The sequence below is a fragment of the Chryseobacterium gilvum genome (genome assembly GCF_025628965.1).
GTDB classification, from domain to species: domain Bacteria; phylum Bacteroidota; class Bacteroidia; order Flavobacteriales; family Weeksellaceae; genus Chryseobacterium; species Chryseobacterium gilvum.
Genome location: NZ_JAOTEN010000002.1, coordinates 733,674 through 757,381, shown reverse-complemented (window position 1 = coordinate 757,381; position 23,708 = coordinate 733,674). Strand labels below are relative to the sequence as shown.

The 23,708-nt window shown below is 36.1% G+C and carries 17 protein-coding genes; 1 reads left to right on the top strand and 16 read right to left on the bottom strand.

The window, feature by feature from the left end; all coding sequences use genetic code 11:
* Nucleotides 1–556 precede the first annotated feature (556 nt).
* From N0B16_RS10245 to N0B16_RS10185, 13 genes are all read right to left on the bottom strand, one after another.
* Nucleotides 557–1,243, bottom strand: coding sequence for a hypothetical protein (locus N0B16_RS10245; RefSeq protein WP_262990769.1), 687 nt, complete (start codon nt 1,241–1,243; stop codon nt 557–559).
* Entirely contained in the window at nt 1,240–2,112 is an 873-nt protein-coding gene (gene rfbD, locus N0B16_RS10240; RefSeq protein ID WP_262990768.1) for a dTDP-4-dehydrorhamnose reductase, read from the bottom strand. Before rfbD ends, N0B16_RS10245 begins: the two co-directional genes overlap by 4 nt.
* Nucleotides 2,112–2,597, bottom strand: a complete 486-nt coding sequence (locus N0B16_RS10235; protein WP_262990767.1) for an acyl-CoA thioesterase — start codon at nt 2,595–2,597, stop codon at nt 2,112–2,114. The genes rfbD and N0B16_RS10235 overlap by 1 nt, the downstream gene beginning before the upstream one ends.
* Before the next feature lie 64 nt (nt 2,598–2,661).
* A complete protein-coding gene (locus N0B16_RS10230) occupies nt 2,662–3,165 on the bottom strand; it encodes an OmpH/Skp family outer membrane protein (RefSeq protein ID WP_262990766.1) in 504 nt (167 codons plus the stop codon).
* A gap of 77 nt (nt 3,166–3,242) precedes the next feature.
* Nucleotides 3,243–3,788, bottom strand: coding sequence for an OmpH/Skp family outer membrane protein (locus N0B16_RS10225; protein WP_262990764.1), 546 nt, complete (start codon nt 3,786–3,788; stop codon nt 3,243–3,245).
* A gap of 4 nt (nt 3,789–3,792) precedes the next feature.
* On the bottom strand, nt 3,793–6,330 hold the full coding sequence (bamA, locus tag N0B16_RS10220) for an outer membrane protein assembly factor BamA (RefSeq protein ID WP_262990763.1): 2,538 nt from the start codon (nt 6,328–6,330) through the stop codon (nt 3,793–3,795).
* 26 nt (nt 6,331–6,356) lie between these two features.
* Nucleotides 6,357–7,106 carry a polyprenyl diphosphate synthase gene (gene uppS, locus N0B16_RS10215; protein ID WP_262990762.1) on the bottom strand — a complete coding sequence of 250 codons (750 nt, stop codon included), beginning with the start codon at nt 7,104–7,106 and terminating at the stop codon, nt 6,357–6,359.
* Nucleotides 7,107–7,113: 7 nt separating this feature from the next.
* A complete protein-coding gene (gene porG, locus N0B16_RS10210; RefSeq protein WP_262990761.1) occupies nt 7,114–8,007 on the bottom strand; it encodes a type IX secretion system protein PorG in 894 nt (297 codons plus the stop codon).
* Between the two features lie 213 nt (nt 8,008–8,220).
* Entirely contained in the window at nt 8,221–10,719 is a 2,499-nt protein-coding gene (locus tag N0B16_RS10205; RefSeq protein WP_262990760.1) for an exopolysaccharide transport family protein, read from the bottom strand.
* Between the two features lie 2 nt (nt 10,720–10,721).
* Entirely contained in the window at nt 10,722–11,567 is an 846-nt protein-coding gene (locus N0B16_RS10200) for a polysaccharide biosynthesis/export family protein (RefSeq protein ID WP_262990759.1), read from the bottom strand.
* A gap of 22 nt (nt 11,568–11,589) precedes the next feature.
* Nucleotides 11,590–12,732: a glycosyltransferase family 4 protein gene (locus tag N0B16_RS10195; protein ID WP_262990757.1), complete on the bottom strand. Its 1,143-nt coding sequence runs from the start codon at nt 12,730–12,732 to the stop codon at nt 11,590–11,592.
* Nucleotides 12,733–12,841: 109 nt separating this feature from the next.
* On the bottom strand, nt 12,842–13,843 hold the full coding sequence (locus tag N0B16_RS10190; RefSeq protein WP_262990756.1) for a glycosyltransferase family 2 protein: 1,002 nt from the start codon (nt 13,841–13,843) through the stop codon (nt 12,842–12,844).
* A 3-nt stretch (nt 13,844–13,846) separates the two neighbouring features.
* Nucleotides 13,847–14,917, bottom strand: coding sequence for a formimidoylglutamase (locus tag N0B16_RS10185; protein ID WP_262990753.1), 1,071 nt, complete (start codon nt 14,915–14,917; stop codon nt 13,847–13,849).
* Nucleotides 14,918–15,157: 240 nt separating this feature from the next.
* Between N0B16_RS10185 and N0B16_RS10180 the strand changes: the two genes are divergently transcribed.
* Nucleotides 15,158–16,099 (top strand): alpha/beta hydrolase family protein, encoded by a 942-nt coding sequence (locus N0B16_RS10180; RefSeq protein WP_262990752.1) that lies wholly within the window; start codon nt 15,158–15,160, stop codon nt 16,097–16,099.
* Nucleotides 16,100–16,204: 105 nt separating this feature from the next.
* Here N0B16_RS10180 and topA read toward each other — a convergent pair whose 3' ends face one another.
* From topA to N0B16_RS10165, 3 genes are all read right to left on the bottom strand, one after another.
* Entirely contained in the window at nt 16,205–18,775 is a 2,571-nt protein-coding gene (gene topA / locus N0B16_RS10175; protein WP_262990751.1) for a type I DNA topoisomerase, read from the bottom strand.
* 48 nt (nt 18,776–18,823) lie between these two features.
* Entirely contained in the window at nt 18,824–19,969 is a 1,146-nt protein-coding gene (locus N0B16_RS10170; protein WP_262990750.1) for a hypothetical protein, read from the bottom strand.
* 157 nt (nt 19,970–20,126) lie between these two features.
* Nucleotides 20,127–23,597: a T9SS type A sorting domain-containing protein gene (locus tag N0B16_RS10165; protein ID WP_262990749.1), complete on the bottom strand. Its 3,471-nt coding sequence runs from the start codon at nt 23,595–23,597 to the stop codon at nt 20,127–20,129.
* Nucleotides 23,598–23,708: the final 111 nt, after the last annotated feature.

Genomic DNA, 23,708 nt, shown 5'->3' with positions numbered 1-23,708 from the left:
TAATCCTTACCACCCCGAAAGGCCTCTCCTTCGCTACTCTAAACTTATCAGTTTTTCAGTGCGGCAAAAGTAGCACCTTATCCCTTTACAATCCAAATTTATGTAACATTAAATTCATCTTTAATTCATAATCAAACATAAGTCCCTGAATAACTGATACAAAATTTAAACTGATGTTTTAATTTAGTTGAATACTGTACTGAACAAGAGTCGGAATGTTAAAAAATAAATAATGATTTTTGTTTAGAAGTATATATATGAAGTATATATAATATTATGCGCTAATCTTATGAAGCTATGAAAGCCAAAACTATTGACGGACGAGTAATTGACTATAATAAATACGTAATTGATTGGGCTAATCACCTATAAAAGTTCCTTCCTAGCCCCGATAGAAACGGCATCCTTTTTTGCGGGGGACGAAGCGAAGCGGAGATCCCCCGCAAAAAAGATACAGTGGAAAGCGGGAAAAAGCTCCCGGAAAAAATTGATTTTTAGAAAAATGGTAAAAACTTAAGAAGTTAACGCCATGAAAGCTATTATTATAAAAGCAGGATTAATTATCCTGCTTTATTTCTTTGTATATAGTGCTTAAAAATTCCCCGTACGATTTTTCCAAGCCAACAATGTCGCCACTTTTTAAATTTAATCCTCCTACTCCGGATTCATCAGGTTTAATTTTGGTAGCAGAAATTTCAAAATACTGATTGATCTGATCAGATTTGGGCTGCAATTTAATGGTTGAGCCTAAAAGTTTTTTGGTAGAAATAGTATAAAGCTCTCCCGGAATACTTTTGATTATTGTAAATGACCGCGGTAAAAATTCAAAATCCTTTTTATTGATGCTTATTTTTTGCTTTTTTTCTGAAGATGCAAATAGATAAATCTGTCCATTCTGATTTTCCAGTTTTTCTTTAGGCAGATAAAATAAGGCAAGTTTATAATTTGAAGGGTTGAATTCTTGTGAACTTCCGTCAATATTTTCGAAATTTTTTAAAGTAAATGTGTTGGCTCCTATTTCTTTTGCTTTTTTATATAATAAGGAAAATACCGCTGCGTCATCATTTGAAAAGCCCTGCACTTCTACTTCTCCCAAATACTCTGCATCTTTAACTTCCTTATCTATTTTATAAAGAAATTTATCGGTGTTATTATTTGTTTTTTCAACTTTTGTTAAATACACGTTTTGTGCATTAAAAAGGTGAGCACAAAAAAGTATCATTACAATTCCTAAGTTCTTCATGACTTTTGATTATTTTGAAGCGTGATGATACATTCTTCCAAACTGTTTTCCCAGTGTTTGGGTTCAATGTGATATATTTCTTCAATTTTATCGAGACACATTGTACTTCTTTTAGGCCTTTTTGCCGGAGTCGGATACTGCTCGGTCGTTAAAGCATTTAGTTTTATAGAAGATTTTGAAAATTCTGCAATTTTTTTTGCAAATTCAAACCAAGTTGTTTCAGGATAATTTGAAAAATGAAAAATTCCAAAAGTCTTGTCGGGATTTTCTATGATATCCATGATTGCTTCCGCCAAATCATTGGCATTGGTAGGCTGCCCAAACTGGTCTCCCACAATTCCCAGTTCTTCTTTTTGCGAAAATAAATTCAACATGGTTTTCACAAAATTTTTATTGAATTCTGAGTACAGCCACGATGTTCTTATAATGATTATTTTAGGACTGATTTCCAAAGCCAGCTCTTCCCCTTTCCTTTTTGACTGGCCATATACTCCGACAGGATTGGTAAAATCATCTTCCGAATAATCTAAATTGGTATCTCCATCAAAAACGTAATCGGTCGAAATGTGAATGAGGAGCGTTTTGTGCTCTTTACATGCTTCTGCAAGATGGGCAACCCCTCCTGCATTTACAGCAAATGCTTTATCTTTTTCCTGCTCCGCAAGATCAACCGCCGTATAAGCGGAAGCGTTGATACAGTATTTTGGCTTATTTTCCGCAAAGAAATCATTGACCTGATTTTGATTTGTGATATCTAATGTTTCTGAATCTGTAAAGATAAACTCATAGTCCAGCCCAAAATCCGGCGCTATTTTTCTGATACAATTTCCCAACTGCCCGTTGCTTCCTATGACCAATATTTTCTTCATTATGAATTTTTTGCGTTTTGTGATCTTAAAAATTTGACTCTCGACTGAAAATCCTTCTGGTCTAAATCTACATAAAAGTTATGAAAAACTCCTTTGATATCTTCCGGATGCACTTCAGATTTTCTGGTCTTAACATTAAAGTAAATGATGGTGACCCATAAAACCGCATGGACTGTTTTTTCATCAAGACTTTTCATTAAAATTTCAACTTTTGCGGTTCTGTCCTGAATTTCGATTGTTTTACTGCTGATTACCACTTGTGTATTATAGCGCACTTCTTTAAGGTAAGCAATTTCGTTCTGAATGGCGATCCATGTGCAGCCGGTTTTTTTGGTATACTCTTCGTAAGTAAAGCCATAGAAGGTTTCTACATGATCTTCCCTTGCATTGAACATATAATCCAGATATTTCACATTATTTAAATGTCCTATCGGGTCACAATCGCTGAATCTTACTTTTACCGTCGTTGAAACTTCTTTTTCCATAGCGCAAAAATAAAAAAACCGCCCCTAAAAGAGACGGTAAAGTTTATAAATCTTTGTTAATTTCTTAATTGATTCCTAATTCTTTTTTTACAGCTGCAGTCGCATCCGGACCTGCTTTGTAAACCAATGAAGTAGAGTTTGCATCCATGATATAATCATATCCGTTTGCTTTAGCTACTTTAGAAACAGCATCATTCAGTTTTTTCTCGATCGGCTCATAGGCAAGATCTTGTTTTGCCAAGAAATCTTTTTGAGCTTTCTCCTGCATTTGCTGGATCTCTTCCTGAACTTTCTGTAATTCTCCTTCTCTTGCTTTGTTTTCTTCAGCTGTTTTTTTAGGTGCTTCTTCAGAATACTGCTTTAGTTTAGCCTGTCCTGCGTCAGCTTTCTTTTTTATTTCAGCTTGTTTGGTATCAGCAAAAGTTTTCAAATCTGTATCTGCTTTTTTCTTTTCCGGCATTGCATTAAGAACTCCTACAACATCCAACGTAGCAATCTTTTGAGCTTTTGCCATACCTACAGACACAACCATCATCACTGCTGCAAATAATACACTTAATTTTTTCATAACGGGTAATAAATAATTAATTTTGTTTTTTTTAGATTTCAAATTTAAGTAAAAGTTAACTCCTAAAGTTGATTTTACTATTTTTTATTTGTTTTTTTCTCTTTTTCTGTTGTTCCTTTCAGTAAAATATCCAATACTTTATCTGAATAATCGGCTCTTTTCTGAAGAAAAAGTACATTGTTGCTGGTCTTGTCCAGAACGATGCTTAATACATTCTTTTCTGCCATTGTTTTGATGGCATTCCAGATCTGATCCTGAAAAGGCTGCACCAGATTGGCTCTCAATTGACTGATCTCTCCGGTGGTCCCGAATCTTAAACTGGTAGTCGTTTTAATATTTTTTTCAAGATCCATCACTTCTTTTTCTCTCAACTTCAGCTGATCTCCTACCAGTAATACTTTTTCGTTTTCAAAAGCAGACCTTTTTTTATCAAATTCTGACTGCAAACTTTGCAGCTCGTTCTGCCATGTATCGATCTGAGCGTTCAATCTTGCCTCCGCTTCCTTATACTGAGGCATTTTATCCAAAATATATTGGGTATCTACTACGCCTATTTTCTGCGCATTGGTAAAGCCAAAAAAAAGGATTACTATACAGGTGAAAAGTATTTTAAAATTCTTCATATTGTTATAAAGATTGATTCATTAAGAAGTGGGTTTTCCATCCTGAAGGCTCTGTTCCCGTAATTGTTTTATCAAATCCGTATGCAAAATCAAATCCTATCAAACCGAAAGCTCCCATATATACTCTTACCCCGACTCCTACAGATCTTTTCAGCTGGAAAGGATTATAGGTGCTCCAAGAGTTCCAAACGTTTCCGCCTTCTGCAAAAGTCAATGCATAAATTTTAGCAGTCTGGCTCATTGAAATCGGGTATCTTAACTCTAACGTAAATCTGTTGTAAATAGTACCTCCACCTCTTTGCGTAATATCTTCTGATGTTCCGCCGTAAGTAGACGCATTTTCGTATCCTCTTAAAGGAATAAGCTCTCTACCGTCATATCTTCCTCCGAAAAGGCCGGTTCCGCCTACATAAAACCTTTCAAATGGCGGTGCACCCAATTCTTTGTTGTACCCGTCCATGAATCCCATCTCCGCGGAAGATCTTAATACCAGTTTTCCTGCAATCTCATTATAAACATCTGCTTTAAATTTGATTTTATAGAATTCCATCCATTTGTACTTATCTGTAGGGGTCATTGTAGAATAATCCTTATTACTAAACAGTGAATATGGAGGCGTCAGTTTTGCTGACAATTCTATATTTGAACCCATTGTCGGGAAAATAGGATCTATCCCCGCTGAATTTCTACTTAGTCCTAAGTTGAGACTTAAATTATTCGCATTTCCGTAATATTCTGTAGAATCTCCGAATTCGAAAGGATAATTGCTGAAGTTATATTTCTGATACTGAATCCCCGTATATAAGGAGAAATAATCATCCGGCCATCTCAAAAGTCTGTTTAAACCTACTGTTGCAGAGAAAATATTCAATCTCTGATCAGGACCACTCACAGAGCTGTAATTTACTCTGGAAGTATTTAAACTCACCGATAAAGCAGTAGGTTTTGTACCGAACAACCATGGTTCTGTAAATGAGATCCCGTAATTCTGGAAATATTGTCCTGCCTGTGCCTGAATGGATAGCGTTTGTCCGTCCCCTTGTGGTACAGGTCTGAAATCTTTAAATCTAAGGAAATTCTTTAACGAGAAATTATTGAATGTTAATCCTAAAGTTCCGATAAAGCTGTTTCCTCCGTAACCAGCCTGCAACTGAACCTGTGAAGATCCTTTTTCTACCAGTTTCCATTTAATGTCTACAGTATTGTCTTGCTGATTGGGCTGTATATCCTGACCAATCTGCTGCGGATCGAAGAAAGACATCCCTGCAAGATCAAAATAAGTTCTCTTGATCTCTGTTTTCTTGAATAATTCTCCCGGTTTTGTTCTTAAAGCCCTGAGAATCACGTGATCATGAGTGGTTGTGTTTCCTTCCCATGTCACTCTGTTCCAGGTTGCCTGTTCACCTTCATTAATTCTGATTTCCAGATTGATAGAATCTCCTGAAACCGACTTTTCAACGGGAGTTACATTGGAAAACAGGTAACCGTTATTCATATAAATCGACTTGATATCAGAATCGTCTTCTTTACCGCCATCTTCTCCAACTTTTTTGTTGAAGCCTACTGCATCGTAAATATCTCCTGTTTTATATCCTAATATTCTCTGAAGGTATTCTGTAGAATAAACGGTATTTCCGGTGAAAGAAATATCTCCTATATAATATTTTTTACCTTCTTTCAGTTTTACGTTGATCTCGTAATTATTATTTTTATTTCTCCATACAGAATCAGATACAATCGCTGCATCTCTGTATCCTAAAGAGTTATAATAATTGACAAGGCTTTGTTTATCTTCCTGATATTTTTCTTCAATAAACTTTGAAGATTTTAAAATCCCTCCGATCCCGAATCTTTTTTGTTTTGTTTCTTTGAAGGCTTTTTTTCTAAGCTTAGCATCGGTAACATTCTCGTTTCCTTCAAACTCGATATGGCTGATTTTAACTCTTTTTCCTTTATCTACATTAATCGTCCAATCTACCAGATTAGGATCATTTGCATTTACTTTATCTTCTATGCTGATTTTAGCATCTGCAAATCCTTTTTTGACATAGTCTTTAGGAATATTGGTTTTAAGGCTGGAAATCAGGTTTTGGGTAATTTTAGTACCCGGTTTCAGATTGTTGTCTTTAGCGAGTTTTTCGTTTTTAGACTTTCCGATTCCTTTTCCTTTAAATTTCACTTCGCCCAGCTCTTTTAAATCCTGAAGGTAGAATTTTAAAACTACAGTTTGGCCTTCAACACTTTGAATGTACACTTCAACTTCCGAGAAAGATTGCGTATCCCAAAGTTTTTTAATGGCATTGCTGATTTTCTGTCCGGGGATGTCTACGGCTTCCCCTTTGGTAAGCCCCGTGAATCTCAGAATCTGAGCCGGTGTGTATTTTTTTACCCCATCAACAACGATGTCCTTAAGAGTATAAGTTCCTGTTTGGTTGTCTGCAAGAATACTGGTATTTACTTTGGTGCTGTCTTGTGGAGTCACCTGTCCATAAAAATGCGCAGAAGCAGCAAACATAATGATGGGTAATAGTCTAAACTTCATTTTATCGTAGTCTTTCTTTTCTAAAATTACTGGATTTGAATTTGTTCGCCTGTAAGGCCATATCGTCTTTCTTTGTTTTGATAATCTACAATACACTGAAAGAAGATGTCTTTTGTGAAATCTGGCCACAACACGTTGAGAAACTGTAGCTCTGCATATGCGATTTGCCAGAGCAGGAAATTACTGATTCTGATTTCGCCACTGGTCCTGATCAAGAGATCTACCGGAGGAAAGTCTTTTGTATATAAATAATTTTCAAATAGTTTTTCATCAATGTTTTGTATATCTACTTTGCCCTCTTTTACATCGGAGCTGATGTTTTTTACGGCGTTTAATATCTCATTCTGCGACCCGTAGCTAATGGCAAGAACAAGATTCCCTTTTGTGTTTTCTTTGGTTAAATCTACCACTCTGAGCAATTGGTCTTTTACCAACAGCGGCAATTTATCTAAGTTTCCGATCACATGCATTCTGAGCCCTTTACTAAAAATCTCTTCTGCTTCAAGCAGTAAAGTTTCTGTGAGCAGACTCATTAATGTATTGACCTCATCTGTAGGACGCTTCCAGTTTTCTGAAGAAAACGTATACAGAGTGAGATACGGAATATCAATCTCATTACAGGCATTAATGGCATTTCTTACTGCATTAATGGCATTTTTGTGACCAAATGTTCTTTCTTCGCCACGAGATTTTGCCCATCTTCCATTGCCATCCATAATGATGGCGACATGTTTCGGTAAATTCTCAGAATCTATTTTATCTTTAATCAACGACATATTTAAATTAATCACAATAACACGGTGGTCTTCCGAACGAATACGTTAATCCTAAGCTGAAGGTATTCATCCAGTCTCTGGATTCTAGATCTCCCACATTTCTTCTTCCTAAAAATTCTTTTTCTCTTTCTTTAGAAACAATAAAATAATTACCTGTCTGAAGCAGAGAGCCTCCTGTGGAAGGGCTTAAAATATCTGCATTATAATTTGATACGACATCTTTTGGTAAAACTTTGCTGTGATCTAACTGATCTGTAAGAGAATATCTGAAGGTTGCCTCTGCAAATATTGCCCAACCGTGGTTGAATTTATATTTCAAACCCACTCCAAAAGGAATCTGCACTACTGTTTTCTTTCCTAAAGAATATTCCGGTGTAGTCACAAAATCAGACTCATTGATTGGTGCCTGTGCAACGCCGTCTGCATCTCTTCTGTAATCGTGATTAAGCTCAACTTTAGGAGCATCAAATACCAAACCTCCCACACCCGCAAAAATATACGGACTGAGCATGCTCATTTGCTCATTGTTTACAGGAAAAAAATTATATTCGAAAACTAAACTTGCTTCGTAGATATTATTTTTCCCAAATGAATTCCTGTTTCTTCTATATTCTTCTTTTGCAGCCTTATCGCTGAACTGCACTTGATTATATCCTAAATCCAATCTTACCGTCTGATGCGGATTAAAATTAAATCTATATAATAAACCACCATAAAACGGAAATCCCCATTCTGAAACCCTGTCTAAATCCAACGGCTGCTGCAAAATGTAATTGGTATTACCAATATCACCCACCAGGTTACTCATACCCAGACGAATTCCCAATTCATTTCTTTGTGCTTTAATACTTACCATTGTACCTAAGAGGGCAAGAAAGCTAAACAATAATTTTTTATTCATAGAAGAATATGGATTTATGGTTATTTTAAATTTTAATTTTTGCAAATATAAAACATTTTTATATTAATGATAATCTTAATGTTTAGTTAAAAATAAACAAAAAAACATAATTTGTTATAAAGTAAACGATAAAGTAATAAAAATATTCTTTTTTTATCAGAATCTATTATACTCTTAAATGAAAAACCCCCATCAAATGAGGGTATTCAGGCATTATCTGTTTAATATTGATTTTACTTTATTTCTTATTTTAATAAGTAAAGGCTCCTTATAATTCTTATCTTCATCGAAATATCCATAACCGTATCCGTACCCATATCCGTATCCGTACCCATATCCGTATCCATAACCTTGTTTTGTTACATAATCATTATAAACAATCCCTAAATGTTTTATATCTCCTTCATGATACTTTTCTGTGATCATTTTTAGCATGTATTTTTCGGTATATTCATGTCGTACAACGTAAATATTTGCATCTGAATGCTTCATTAATTCATAAGAGTCTGCTACAAGACCAACTGGTGGTGAATCGATGATAATAAAATCATATCTCTCTTTAAGAGCTTCTATAAACTGAATGTTTTTATCACTCATCAGAAGTTCTGAAGGATTTGGAGGAATAGGACCTGAAGTAGCAACATCAAGATTCGGAATGGTGGTTTTATTGATGATTTCGTCAATGGAAACTTCTCCGGTAAGATAATTAGAAATCCCGTTTTTATTATCAATTTTAAAATCTCCAAAAATCTTCGGTTTTCTTAAATCCATCCCCAATAATATGGTTTTTTTATCTCCTAATCCAAGTACTGAAGCTAAATTGATAGATACATACGTTTTACCTTCTCCTCCAACGGAAGAAGTAACCAAGATCACTTTACTCTTATCATCTTCATTGGCTAAAAATCTCACATTGGCCCTAATTCCCCGGAAGGATTCTGAGATAGAGGATTTCGGATGATCCAGGACCGTAAGCATATTTTCGTTATTGTTACTTCCAACAACCCCCAATAAAGGAATTCTGGTCGCGCTTAACAATTCTTTAATATTTCTAATCTTATTGTCTAATAATCCGCCTACTAAAATAATTAGAAAAGGCAGAGATAATAACCCTCCTATAATTGCCATTTTTGTGCCTTTCACATTGGGCCCAATCGGAGGTTGACCAAGGTTTTTTGCCGGGTCAATCACCGTAACATCAGATTGATTGGTAGCCAGTCTCATCTGACTTTCGTTTTGTCTAGAGAGTAAACTGTTATAAGTCGCTTCAATCATATTGTACCCTCTTTCGGCATCAAGATATTTCCTTTGTTTTTCAGGATAAGTAAGAAGTTCAGAATTTGCCTCACCCACCTGCTGATCAATTCTATTGATTTCGGTCGTGTACACCGTGTAATAATTTCGCAGAGATCCTGAGGAACTTGTTTTTGCGTCGTTTATCAGCCTGTTGATCTCTTTCATCGGCTCCGAATTTGGGGTATAGATCGATGCAAGTTCTCTTCTTTTCAGATATAAGGCTTTTAATTCTGATACAGAAGCAGAAAAAAGTCCGTCTTCAAATCCTGCAGCATTGGTACTGATCATCTTATCAAAGTTTTGAGTTTCAATGGTATTCCTGATACTGTTCAGAGAATTCATCTTGCTTAATAAATCCGCTTTTTTTGATTCCAGATCTTTGATTCTTTGTAAAGACTTTTCGTCGCGGTCTTTAATATCGTAAAGTTTTTCAGTTGTTTTAAGATAATTTAAAACCTCAGCACTCGAGTCTAATTTTTTTCTGATTGCCGTTAAGCTGCCTTTCAGATAGAGATCCGTATTTTTATCAACCGTATTTTTATCAGCATATCTTTTTTTCTGTAATTCGCTGACCGATTTATTCAGGAAGCTGACTGTCCCATTCAGATTATACCCTGTTTTGGTAATGATCATAATGGTATTGATTTCTTTATCAAAATCTACTCCTATTGAGGAAACAATACTATTAACGGCATCATTCACCGTATTCAGATTTACTATAATATTTTCTAAGCGGATGGTGGTTGCATTAGGATTGGGAATTAATCTGAATCTTAAATTAGGTGTCGTAAACCATTCGTTTATTTTTATAGCTTTATTAGCAGGTTTAGCGTATCTATCAATATACTGAAACCCTTCGGACTGATAGCTGTATAAATTTCTGGATTCTCCTTCGCTTGGTAAAACAATCTCATACATGCCTCCTCTTTTAGGCACAATGGTAATGGGATAATTGACCTGCTGAAGGTGCTTTTTGTCGACTTCTAAAAATACTGGGGAATCGTCTTTATCCAGATAGGTAGACTTTAGAATTCCTTTTGTCTGATAATTAACAAAAAGGCCTAATTCTTTTACCAAAAACTCATTATGTGATCGCGATAAAAGCATTTTCTTTAAATAAACTCCATCTTGGTTCCCACCTTGCCCCCAAATAAAGTTGATGGACTGATTGGGTGTAAAGTAACTTGCGGTACTGTTTGACACGCTCAATGAAAGGTTAGATGCATAAATGCTTTGCGCATAATATTTACCATAGATCCAAGAGATGGTATATCCCAACCCGAACATAAAAACAAACCAATACCAATTTCTCAGTAACCCTCTTAAAAAATGTTCAATATCAAATAATGCAAAAGATCCGTATTTATCTTTCTGAACATCATTTTTTTCTACAGTTGTGCCTTTTTCCGGAATCATAATTAAAGGTTTTTAAGGAGTAGATAGATAGACAGAGCTGTAGTAATAACAGAAACCCCGCTGAGAAGTGTCTGTAAAGGATCTTTTCCAAATCCGTTCAGGCTTCTTCTGCTGGTAGTCAGAAGAATTTCGTCTCCGTTTTGTACATAGTAATAAGGAGAATTCATAATGTCTTCACGGGTAAGGTCTATTTTGGCCACCTTAATTCCTTCAGGGAGTTTTCTGTGAATGATAATATTTCTCCTGTCAATTGTTCTGTTCAGGCCGCCATTGATGGCAATCGCTTCTGTTAAAGTAAGGGTGTTTTTGTGCGCTACCTTTTCACCAGTAAGGCCTGTTGTTTCAATATCTCCTAAAATATAATATGTAATTCCGTTTGTATCTAATCTGACCTCAGACTTTCCTTCCTGAAAGTTTTCGTTGACTTTCTCCTGAATTTCAGTTCTGATTTCCTCAATTGTTCTGCCCTCTGCTTTCACAAATCCAATTCCAAAAATGTTGATATCTCCTTTTGAATCCACTTTTAACCCGTTGAAATAGATAATCGCATTTCCACCGGTTCCTGTTCCGGCCCCACTGGTCATACTTATACTGCTTTGCCCGGTTGATGAAGTATTCAAGGTTGAATAAAACTGTGCTGCATCACCTTTGGGTGTTGTTACAATATTCAACGTCAGCATATCATTTTTAGTAATTCTGTATACAGGAATATTGTAAGGAATCAGGCCTTCTTCATTGATGACAAGGCTTTCGTTTGGCTGCATATATTTAACGTCTTTTGTTGTGATACATGAGACCAGTAATAAGGGGAAAATTAAAAATAATGAATACTTATAAAATTTTTTCATCGTCATTAAATGGAGTTTCAGATTAAGATTTGCTTATTATATTACTTTTCAGCTTATCGTTCTGGAATTTATAAAAGAAATCCGGAATATAAGCGCCAAAAAAACCCAGAAACAAGGTTATCAGTAATAACAGATTTACATTAATATGTCTTAGATAATAGGCTGTCGCTACAATTATCAGATAATAGCCAATGATATAAAAACTTGATCGTCTGTGGGTAAGATTCAGCCTTAATAGCTTATGATGTATATGGTTTTTATCTGCATCAAAGGGTGACTTTTTATGATATAATCTCACAATGATCACGTTCAGGGTGTCTACAATAGGGAGAATAAGAATAGCAACTGCAATAACGGGAGCCGACTGCAGGTAATATCTGGGAATTCCCGGAAGTTTTTTATCGATAAAAATATCTATAAAACAGATCCCGGTAAAAGCGAGCAAAAAACCAAGAAGCATAGATCCTGTATCACCCATAAAAATCTTAGTTGCCCTGTAATTAGACAAATTATAATATAAAAATGCCAAAACAGTGCCGATAATAATGACCGAAAGAATTACCAATGGATAGTTATATTCTCCTAACCTGTAATAGCTGATTCCGAACAATGCGCTGCAGATCAAGGAATAGCCTCCCGCCAAACCATCAATCCCGTCGATTAGATTAAATGCGTTAATTAAAATGATAAAAGTTACAATACTGAAAATGACACTTAACCAATAATGAATTTCATAGATGCCGAAAATCCCGAAAAGATTTCTGATCCTGATGTCTGATCCTATTACAATAAGCCCTGAAACAATAATCTGAGCTACGAGTTTCTTATACGCTCTCATCACCACAATATCATCCATTACTCCTACATAGAGCAGAATCACCATAGAAGCGAATAAAAATTTATAAATATCAAAAAGTTCATACGCCATAGCTGAAGCACAGATCCCTATAGAATAAAACATCGCGATCCCTCCAAGATTAGGAATTCTTCTCAGATGAGAGCTTCGTACGCTGGGTTCATCCATAAGGTTTTTCCTTTTGGAGATCTTGATAATGGTAGGAATTGAAAAATAGGTGATCAGGAAAGAAAACACGAAACCTAAAACTATTTTTACATAAAAAATAGAAACTCCGATTTCGAATAAGAACAACTCTAAATGCTTCATTTTTTTTCTTTTCAAAGTAAATTTATAAAAATTGGAGATGATTTCCGCAGATTATAAATCATTGTTTTCAGATTTTCACTGTTAAAACAATACACTTTCATTTGTGTTTTTACATTATTTTTTTTATCATTTTCTCCTGGCCGGACAAAAACAACAGATAAAAAATCTTTTTTTTCAGTGGCAAAGATAAAATATAATTCTTATCAAAACGACTGTAAGTCAATATATCTTTAATTTTTATTGTTCTTTTTTGCATAAAAACCCTCAATTCTCCTGTCATCCTGTAAAATATCGCATCATTTTTTACAAATGCGGTATAGGCAAGAAAAGTATATACGCCTTCAAGAATCTGAAAATTTTTCAGTTCCTTATGTTTTTCAGAATATTGAGAATGCTTAAAAAAATGCTCCACATCTTCTACTGCTTTTAGAATATCCAGCCCTTTTTCGGAGTGGGTTTTAGAAATAGAATCGGTACGTTCGAGATAATGATAATGATACTTTTGAGTCTGCGCCAGTGTGGTACACTCCAGCAAAAGCTGCGGAATAAGCTGTATGTCTTCAAAATGAATTCCTTTTTTAAACCTCTTTTGGGAGAAAAGCTCTTTTTTAAATAATTTATTGCAGGCAAAATAACTCAAATCTGAAAAAACCGAAAAATGCTCTCTCAGAGTTATTTTTTCCGGCATATTAGGGATTTGTGTGAGCTTCTGCGTAATATTTCCATGCTCATCTACTTTTTGAATATTGCAAATCACCATTTCAGCATCATGTTTTCGGGCAAGATTCAGCATTTCTTCAAACATTGTTTCTGACACGTAATCATCACTGTCTACAAATCCCAGATAATCTCCTGTCGCTCTTTCGATTCCAAAATTCCTTGCATCACTCAGTCCGCCATTTTCTTTGAAAAACGCCCGGATTTTTTTTGGATACTTTTGGGCAAAATCCTGAATAATTTCTTCAGAACGATCACTGCTGCCATCATTAATGACAAGAATCTCAAAATTCTGAAGCGTCTGATTCACCAAAGAATTCAGACATTTTGCGAGATGCTTTTCAACATTATAAACCGGAACAATGATAGAAATTTTTGAGGGAACATTTTTCATACATTATTTTTTCGTGAGTCGTGGGCTCAGCCAACCTTTTTTGGCTTCATCAAAATCTTTCCGTGAACAGGGAATGCAATTTTCTATATTGTCATCATCTCCGAAATACCACAGATTGCTGAACGTATCCCGCTTAAAAGCATACTGATGCTCATCAATCAATACATAAAACGTTTCATAATGTCTTTCTTTCGGATGAGATTTCTGGATATTGATGCCTTCAATAAGATACCATATCATTTGTGCCAGAAGCTGATGATTCAGCTGGTTTTCAGAATATATATTATAGTTGAAAATCCCTGCGGATTTCAGGTTTTCGCTCAGGCCTATTTCTTTCATATAGGCACAGATTTCCCGGCGGTTCAGTCCGTTTACCTGAGGATTCATTGAAAATGCTTCGCTGAAACTTTCAATCGCATCACAATTCACGGTTACCAGATCTGCTTTTCTGAAAAAAGGCTCTGTTTTTTCGGTAGAATTCATCATTTCTGCCAAACGGATGATATCAAATTCCACTTCTTTGATCAGCTTTACAGAATCTGCTTCATTCAAATGCTTCTGATAGCCTAAATGATGGTAATTTTTGATGGAGAAATTTTTTGAGCCTAAAATTTTGTTTAAAAAAGTATGCTCATTGATCCCTTCACTCTGCTTTAGCGAAATAATATTGCTGATTTGGGTATAATTGATATTCTCCTGATGAAAATTCAATCCTGAAAATAAAGAAAAAGCAAGATCATTTGACCCGCCAATGATCACCGGAATCGCTCTTTTATAATGGCAGGCTGATACAACTTCCTGCAAAATATAGTGAGTGTCTTCCACCGATTTTCCGGAAACCAGATCTCCCAGATCAACCAGCGGAACTTCAAAATCCAGCTTCGAGAGCTGGTAAAACTCTTTCCGGATTGCTGTAAAATCCTGCACTTCTGCATCACCATTGGCTCCCCGATAATCGGAAACAAACAAAAGAACAATGCTGTCTTCTTTTATTTCTTTACGGATCTGGCTTCCGATCTGCCATTTTTCAGTCTTGAAATTTCGGGGCGAAATAATAAAATCTTCAAAATTCATTCTAGAATATGCTTAGTAAAACCCAAAAATATTAAAATTAAATGAGTATGCAGGGATTTAGGAATCAGATTTAAAAATTACAGCCGATGAAATGATTATATTTGGTTGAACAAAAGAAAAAACAAATTTAAAAATGATTCAATTCTTAAATGCTTCTCAAAAGTTCATTTTGCTTACAACAATTTGTCTGTAATATATGATACACGATTGAAGATTTTTTTTAATTATAAATAACCAATAATGAAAACTATAAACAAATCAAAAGCTTTTGGACGCACATCCTGTACAAAAGAATTTTCCAAGAATCTTCTTCTTTTATTATTTCTTTTTGCGAACATCAATTGCATACTGGCAACACCACGCAGCTTTACCACCAGAAATATAAAATTTCTAAGCGAAGGAGATTTAATTGCCGGAACTATTTTTATACCTAATTCTATTTCTGCGGCCGTAGTCATTGTTCATGGATCGGGACAAGAGAAAAGAATGACAGAGTTTGCTACCCTACTCGCTAAAAATAATATTGCTGTTTTAACGTATGATAAACGTGGTGTAGGAGAATCTGGAGGTATATATGCAGGACCTGAAGTAGGAACCAATAATGTTGATTTTTCAAATCTCAATCTTTTATCGCTAGATGCGAGTGCCGCGGTAACTACATTATCTGAATATTTATCAAACAATCAAATACCATTAGGATTAATTGGGGCGAGCCAAGCTGGATGGATAATTCCTTTGGCAGCAGACAAAAACAAAAAAGTGAAATTTATGGCTATATTTAGTGGCGCATTGATCACTGTGAAAGAACAACTCAGGTTTCAGTTTTACACAAATGGAAATACAAATTTTTGGGATAGTCATACGGAAGAAGATGCACGTAAACATATACTGAATGATCCTGATAAATATGAGTTTATAGATACAAATCCTCTTGATACCCTATCTAAACTATCAATTCCCGGACTATGGATTTTTGGAGGCAAAGACATTCAAGTACCTGTAAATTTATCCATTGAGAATCTAAATACTTTGAAGCTTAAAAGTAAAAACTATGAATATAAGCTATTCCCCTTATTAGGTCATAATACTGCATTTTCAGATTCTGAAGAGCCTATGAATACAGTTATCAAATGGATGAAAAATATAAAAACATGGAAGCACAAAAAGCCTAAAAGTAAATAATGAACATAGTATCGTTAGATTTAACGGAGCTTACTCACTGTCCTAATTAACGACAAACCCCTTTTGATAATTTCAAAAGGGGTTTATTGTTGAGTTTTAAAACTCTTATTTCTTGGCAGCCGGCTTTTTAGCCACCGTTTTCTTCACAGTGGTCGCCTTTTTAGCAGCTGGCTTCTTTGCTGCCGGTTTTTTCTTTTCAGCAAACGCTTTGGGATCCTGTGCGGTGATCCATTTTTTTACCTCATCCAAAGAGACTTCTTTCAGCTCGTCGGCTTCATATTTGGTATCGTCTTTTTTCTTTGGAATTTTAAACATTCCTTTTCCGAATTTGACGAATGGGCCCCATCTTCCGTTTTCAATGGAAATTTTTTCTTTTTCCCATTGTTGAATGTAACGGTTGGCTTCTTTTTCAAGTTTAGCATCTACCAGTTCGTTGATGTCACTTTGAGAAAGATTTTCAAAATCATACCGCTTCGGAACGTTAATGAAAATACTTTGATATTTGATAAACGGCCCGAATCTTCCGGTTCCTTTTGTGATCGGTTCCCCTTTGTAGGTGGCAATCGGCGCATCGGCCTGTTTCTTTTCTTTAATAATCTCTTCCGCACGGTTTTGATCTACGGAAAGCGGATCTTCCCCCTTCGGAATACTGATGTAGGTTTCTCCCCACTTTACGTAAGGCCCGAATCTTCCCACACCCACAGAAACACTCTGTCCTTCAAAATCTTTCAGTTCAAAAGGCAGCTTGAACAGTTCTAATGCTTCTTCTAAAGTAATGGTGGCAATATTCTGTCCTGCCATTAAGGAAGCAAACATCGGCTTTTCTTCTCCTTCCGTTTCCCCGATCTGGATCATCGCCCCGAACCTTCCGATCCTCGCCATGACATTCTTCCCGGTTTTAGGATCTGTACCTAAAATTCTTTCTCCATTGGCGCGGTCTGCATTTTCTTCCACATCTTCAATTCTCGGATGGAATTTTGAGTAGAAATCGGTCATCATCTCTTTCCATTTCTGGCCTCCGTTTGCAATTTCGTCGAAACTCTCTTCAACTCTTGCTGTGAAGCCGTAATCTAAAATTTCCTTGAAATGATCGGTCAGGAAATCATTCACCACTTCCCCGATATCAGTCGGGCTGAATTTATTCTTATCGCCCCCGAATTTTTCTTCGAGAACTTCTTTTTTAATGGAATCTTTAGCTAAAGAAATCCTTACCACCTCTCTGGTCTGCGGCTCGATTTCTCTTTTATCTACATATTCACGGTTCTGGATGGTCTGAATGGTCGGTGCATAGGTTGACGGACGACCGATTCCCAGTTCTTCCAGCTTTCTTACCAAGCCGGCTTCTGTATATCTTGCTCCGGGTTTTGTAAATTTTTCTGCCGCCGTGATTTTTTTATAGTCCAAAACTTCTCCTACTTTTACTTTCGGAAGTAGTTTTTCGTTATTTTCTTCGTCTTCATCTTCCGTTTTTACGATTCCGTACGCTTTTAAGAAACCATCGAAAATAATTACTTCTCCCTGCGCTTCAAAATGCTGTGGAAGCTTTGCGTTCCCGATTTCGATCACGGTTTTCTCAATTTTGGCATTTGCCATCTGAGAAGCTAATGTTCTTCGGTAAATTAACTGATATAATTTGCTCAGTTGCGCATCACCGATATTCTTCACCGAAAAATCTGTCGGACGAATCGCTTCGTGGGCTTCCTGTGCGGATGATGATTTTGTGGTATATTTTCTGGGCGCAGAATATTCTGTCCCGTATTCTGAGATGATCTGATTTTTTGCGCCTTCTATCGCTTCCTGAGAAAGATTCACCGAATCGGTTCTCATATAGGTAATAAATCCTTCTTCATACAGTCTTTGGGCAAGACGCATCGTATTGGTTACATTGTAGCCTAGTCTTGATGACGCTTCCTGCTGCAGTGTAGAAGTGGTAAAAGGTGCGGAAGCGGAGCGTGTCCCCGGTTTTGTCTCTACATTCAGGACTTTAAACTCGGTGGTTTTTGACAATTCAAGGAATTTTTCAGCTTCCTCTTCTTTTTCAAACTCTTTTTTAAGTTTGGAAGAGATTTCCTGTCCGGATTTGTTTAAAAAAACAGCATCGAGCCTGAAACTTGCTTTCGGAGTAAACTCGCGAATTTCTTTTTCTCTTTCTACGACCAATCTTACTGCGACCGACTGTACTCTTCCTGCAGATAAGCCCGGTTTTACTTTCTTCCAGAGAACAGGTGACATTTCAAAACCAACGATTCTGTCTAAAACTCGTCTCGCCTGTTGTGCATTCACTAAGTTTTGATTAATATCTCTGGGGTTTTCAATAGCTTTCAGAATGGCGTTTTTGGTAATCTCGTGGAAAACGATTCTTTTCCTGTTTTCAGGTTTTAATTTTAATTCGTCTGCCAAATGCCAAGCGATGGCTTCTCCTTCGCGGTCTTCATCGGAAGCGAGCCATACCATTTCGGCTTTCTTTACGGCAGATTTTAACTCTGTAACCAGTTTTTTCTTGTCGGCAGACACTTCGTAATCCGGGCTGAAGGTGGCAAGATCAATCCCCATTCCTTTTTTAGGCAAATCACGGATGTGCCCGAAGCTTGATTTTACTTCGAAATCCTTCCCTAAATACTTCTGAATAGTTTTTGCTTTTGCCGGAGACTCGACGATTACCAGATTTTTCGACATTCTAAAATTTTTGCAAAAGTAAAGCTTTTTTATTACATCAATTTTTTATCAGAGCATTTTATTCAGTAATTCTACCGGGGCAATGAAAACTCTGTAAAAAAAACCTTCCCATGTAAAACCTTTTCCAGACATTTCTACCCTGTACGTCAATGACAACATAATAATTCCTACTGTGAGCCAGAATTTTGCATTAAACCTCGCTGGCTCTGGTTCGTACAGAGGTTTTTTTTCCTTTAATAACAATCCGAAAAGAATTATTATAAAGATCATATGGATGTACATCCATCTTCCCCAGTCGATTGCGAGATAAAATAAAGGAAGAGAAAAAAGAAAAGCAAAAATTAATAAAATAGATATTATCGTTCTGTGGTTTTGATATTTTAAATAAAAACTAACATGAAGAACAGAAATAATAAAGCTGGCAATATATAAACTATATTCTTTAAAATGATCTTTGATATATTGGCGCTCATCAATATTCCAGAAAAAAATTCCTTTGGTAAGGATAACACCTCGCTCTTGAAGAATCTGCAAAGAGTTTCCTTCATTGATATTTTTTCCGAACAGATAGATACAAACTGCAGGTATCAACACTGCCACAATATATTTCAAATACCTTTTAGGCTCAATTTTACCGGTTTTTAGATATAAAGCAAAAATAAAATATGAGGTGAAAAATAATGTAATCTCATGAAAGAACATTGCAATGAAAAGCCCTGCAGCAATACCATATTCTTTTGTTTTCGTCAAAGAATCATTATTAATATGATACACAAAAAAGGAAAACAGAAAGAAAACGAGGAATTCTTTTTTTCCAACGTAATCTACACAGTTGAAAAGCCCAATAAATCCTATAGAAGATAATAAAAGGGAAAGGTACAAAAGGGGTGTTTCTTTTTTTTTGATCAGTTTAAAATAATACCAGAAAAACAGCAGGATGATGATGACCTGAAAGAAATAAACCAGCAGATTCAGCTTTATCCCCGTAAGATCCTGAAGCAGGAAAAAGAAACTTCCCGAAAGCCCTCTTCTTTTAAAACCACCATCCTGATAATTGATAAGCCAGTCTCCCAAAATATAGCCGTCTGATTTTACATTATGGCGATAGGTGAAAAAGAGCGCAAACAAAGCCGTTGCGGCAATTAAAAAATAGATGCAGTTTTTTATATTGAAATAACGTATGATTTTTTCCAACCTGATTTGTGTTTCGGGTATTTCAATAATAAAAGAGAAACAAAATTGCTTTTACAGCTATTGACAAACCCATTGATTTTGCAGAATCAAAAATAAGAATTTACCCTCACGTAAGCACTATTTATTTCTCTTTTATAATGTTATTCTTTTATAGAAATTAATTTTTTATAATCTTTACAACAGTCTCAGAATTATTGATTCTTACCAGATAAATGCCCGAAATAAGAGTAGACACATCTGCATGGGTATTTTCAAATTTCCCTGTCTTTACAAGCTGTCCGGAAACATTGTACACTTGGTAAAAATAGTCTTTTGCATCATCAGCTTTGATATATAAAATATCTTTTACAGGATTTGGAAACAGGATAATCTTGTTTTCCTTTACTTTTTCTGCAATTTGATTTTTACTGAAAACATCAGATGCTTTTACTACTGCTCCTGCTGTGACAGGAAGCCTAGGAATCGGGCCCTCTTCTTTACCATTCTGATCGTATTTAATTTTCACACAGCGGCAGTTCATCCCAAAATAAGGATCGTTATTGTCATGAAATGCAATCATACGGTTTGCAGTAGAAGCTGCATCGAAAAGGATATTGATTGGTCTCCCTATATAATTTGATGTTAAAGCTGCTGTCCAGACTCCCGGATACTGGAAATTGTTAACCGTATATGTCCCACTTGCAGACTGGTTTGCGGTAACGCTTCTAAAACCACGGGAACCTGAATTAGGATAATTTCCTACGAAATAGGCAGGATCATTATACGTATATCCAATAGTGGTTGTAGTGGTATTCCTCACTCTTACTCCTAGATAATCAGTAATTACACTGTAGCTTGTAGCAACATTCTTATCTTTCTTGTACCATGGTGAAATTCCGAAATCTCTGTTGGTAATAATGGCAACTCCCGTAAGGTCCGGTATTCTCCACCCTTCAGGACAGGGATCAAATGGTGATTTTTTTCCGCCTCTTCCCCATCTTTCCGGAGCAAGATTGGGCTCTGTTGACAACCAGTCTGTACCATTAGTATAATTGGGAACGGCACTATTGTAAGCAGCAAATGAGCTTGGAATCATATAAACCAAAGGATTTTTCACCGAATATGAAAGTATTTTCGATATTTTATCTGCCGGTTTATCGGTTGTGAGCACATTGGCATTGGAAGCCCCTGCATACGTATCATAAGGAACAATATAGCTTCCGGCCGTATTATTATAATCTCCTGGAATGAGTGTTGTGTATGTAACGGTTCCGTTTGCGGCAGTGTTTCCTAAAAATATATTGTAAGAAGCTCTTGTATCCGCATATTGAAAGGATGGAATAGGATCTTTTCTGCCCCATTGATATTGCAATCCTGTGGAAGCGCGTATTTTGGCATATTCTGCTGTAGTAGGCGTTAAAGGGTTTGCAACAATTGGAAAAGCATCTGTAGCCCCAAGATTTCTATCCATAAATTCGGTTTTCAAAACATCTCCTTTAGGAACATAATTAACATAATTGGTTGCAACAGCGTTGGGAGTTTCTGTGGTATAGGTATACGAGGTTACGGCTGAATCTGTTACCCAAATATGCCATGACCAATATACCGGATTGGCAATACTTCCGTTATGCAGTGTTACTACCGCATTTCCACTTTGATTGGGGTTTAAAGTGACCAGAATTTTTGAAGCGGAAAGCCCGGAAACAGATCCGGGAGAAGAATTGCTCACGGTAATTGTACTAATCAGGCCTGTATTAGTTGTCCAAAGTACATTAGCCTTTAAATTATTAAAACTTGCAGGATTTAAAATACCCGGATTATTAAGCAATTGACTCTGTGCAGAAAATGCTTTTGTAACAGGAATTTCTAAGGTAGATGTAACGGTATTTTTAACAACCTGATAAGTATTCGGATTATCAATGCCTTCTGTATATTGAATGGCAGAAGCTATGTACTGTGTTGGGAAATCATAATTATTAACGACATATAAAGGATCCCTTAAACATCTGCAACCGTTGGCATCTGATGTAGCTGCCGCAGACAAAGGCATGTACCAATATCTACCTTTAATAGTAGGATTGGCCGGATCCGGCGTATCTGCCTGATATTTATCCGGAAGCATAAATAACATTCTGGCTCCGACTGCAGGTGTGGCATCAAAAAAGCGTGTCATGGTTGCCGTCCAGAGTGCGGTATGGTGCTGATCTGTATATTGGCCTGCCTGTGCATTAAGCGCTAACTGACCGGTTCCTGGAAATATCCCCATATTAAAACCTCCTACATTGGATAAATCAAAACCTACATTGGGATATAATTTAAAACCTGTCATATAAGCAGGAACACCGGTATCATTTGGTTTAATAATATGATATCCGTTAGCTTCAAATGTATTTTTTCCGATATTGGTTCTCACTCCAAAAGGTGAGTAATCTACTCTTACATCATCAATATAATTCACAGATCCTAAATTTGCCACAAGCATTGACGGGATTCTCCAGCCATTCGGACATGGGTCAAAAGACGATTTGTCTCTATAAGGTGCATTGCTGGTATCATTATTATAATCTACGGCTATTCTGCCTTTGGAATTGTCTGACCAAAGGTTGAGTTCCGGCAATTTACTGTCCGTCAAACTCGCCGATTTTCCAAACCAATTAACCATTAAGCTGGTATTGTTGTTATAATACGCCGGTCCGGAATTATCATCCTTATTAACATAGATAAGACTGAGTGGGTTTTTTACGGAAAGCTTTATATTATTGTCTAATGTCGCATTGGAAAGCAGCACAAATTTTCTAAGATTGTCAAAATTGGTTGCATTGGTAAAGTTTTTAGCCCCTCTATGTCTTATTCTTCCAATGGAGCCCGACACTTCATAAAAATCATTTCCCTTTAAAACCAAAGGCGGAATAGGATCTTTTCTTCCCCATTGATACAGGAGACCTCCACTTTTATTCCAGTCTGCAGCAGTATTAGAATTGGATATTGCTCCTAAATTTCTGTCCATCCACTTCCATTCTGCATCAGGAATTGCCTCTACAGTACCATCTGCACGTTCCCTTTTTACCCCGGGAAAACTTTTGTATGTGGAACCATTTGTAGGATCATCGGTGACCCAAATATGCCATGACCAGAAAATCTCACCGTTTATTCTAAAAACAACGACTGCATTTCCTTTTTTAGACTTATTGACAAGAACTTTAATTTTGGCATCTTCGCCAGAATCTACTATTGCCAATGAATATCCTATTTCAGCTTTAATCAGCCCTGGAGTGTCTTCCCACAAAACATCAGCACTCACTTTTCCGGAAGGGATTGGTGAAGTTGCAAGGTATTTATAATTCCGCCACATTGCATAGGCTTTTTTCACGGGAATATACAAGCCTTCATTATTCTGGCCAGGATCGAATATATAGCTGTTGGGCGCTTTTGTCCAGTCTTTTGAAATATCTCTTGTTGAATTTAATCCAAAAGATGGTGTGCTTATATTTCCTGGAATTTTAATTAACGAATCTTGCTGTATATGATTTTTATATACCGATTTGGTGATTTTTAAGTCTTTGTGGAATTCTAAAACATTTTTAGAATATACATGCGTAAATACTGAGCAGAAAACTGCCATTATAAAAGGAGTAAATTTTCTATCCATAATTAATGATTTGTAATTCAAACTAAATTAAGAATTAATACATAATTAAACTTAATTATTTAAAATATCAATAAAATTCAATTAATTATATTAAATATTAAACATCGATAT

Excerpts from the sequence above, each read along its gene's own strand:
- N0B16_RS10185 (WP_262990753.1), bottom strand. The coding sequence starts at position 14,917 with ATGAATTTTGAAGATTTTATTATTTCGCCCCGAAATTTCAAGACTGAA.
- N0B16_RS10225 (WP_262990764.1), bottom strand. The coding sequence starts at position 3,788 with ATGAAGAATTTTAAAATACTTTTCACCTGTATAGTAATCCTTTTTTTT.
- bamA (WP_262990763.1), bottom strand. The coding sequence starts at position 6,330 with ATGAAGTTTAGACTATTACCCATCATTATGTTTGCTGCTTCTGCGCAT.
- N0B16_RS10165 (WP_262990749.1), bottom strand. The coding sequence starts at position 23,597 with ATGGATAGAAAATTTACTCCTTTTATAATGGCAGTTTTCTGCTCAGTA.
- uppS (WP_262990762.1), bottom strand. The coding sequence starts at position 7,106 with ATGTCGTTGATTAAAGATAAAATAGATTCTGAGAATTTACCGAAACAT.
- N0B16_RS10200 (WP_262990759.1), bottom strand. The coding sequence starts at position 11,567 with ATGAAAAAATTTTATAAGTATTCATTATTTTTAATTTTCCCCTTATTA.
- topA (WP_262990751.1), bottom strand. The coding sequence starts at position 18,775 with ATGTCGAAAAATCTGGTAATCGTCGAGTCTCCGGCAAAAGCAAAAACT.
- N0B16_RS10205 (WP_262990760.1), bottom strand. The coding sequence starts at position 10,719 with ATGATTCCGGAAAAAGGCACAACTGTAGAAAAAAATGATGTTCAGAAA.
- N0B16_RS10245 (WP_262990769.1), bottom strand. The coding sequence starts at position 1,243 with ATGAAGAACTTAGGAATTGTAATGATACTTTTTTGTGCTCACCTTTTT.
- N0B16_RS10195 (WP_262990757.1), bottom strand. The coding sequence starts at position 12,732 with ATGAAGCATTTAGAGTTGTTCTTATTCGAAATCGGAGTTTCTATTTTT.
- N0B16_RS10190 (WP_262990756.1), bottom strand. The coding sequence starts at position 13,843 with ATGAAAAATGTTCCCTCAAAAATTTCTATCATTGTTCCGGTTTATAAT.
- N0B16_RS10230 (WP_262990766.1), bottom strand. The coding sequence starts at position 3,165 with ATGAAAAAATTAAGTGTATTATTTGCAGCAGTGATGATGGTTGTGTCT.
- N0B16_RS10235 (WP_262990767.1), bottom strand. The coding sequence starts at position 2,597 with ATGGAAAAAGAAGTTTCAACGACGGTAAAAGTAAGATTCAGCGATTGT.
- N0B16_RS10180 (WP_262990752.1), top strand. The coding sequence starts at position 15,158 with ATGAAAACTATAAACAAATCAAAAGCTTTTGGACGCACATCCTGTACA.
- rfbD (WP_262990768.1), bottom strand. The coding sequence starts at position 2,112 with ATGAAGAAAATATTGGTCATAGGAAGCAACGGGCAGTTGGGAAATTGT.
- porG (WP_262990761.1), bottom strand. The coding sequence starts at position 8,007 with ATGAATAAAAAATTATTGTTTAGCTTTCTTGCCCTCTTAGGTACAATG.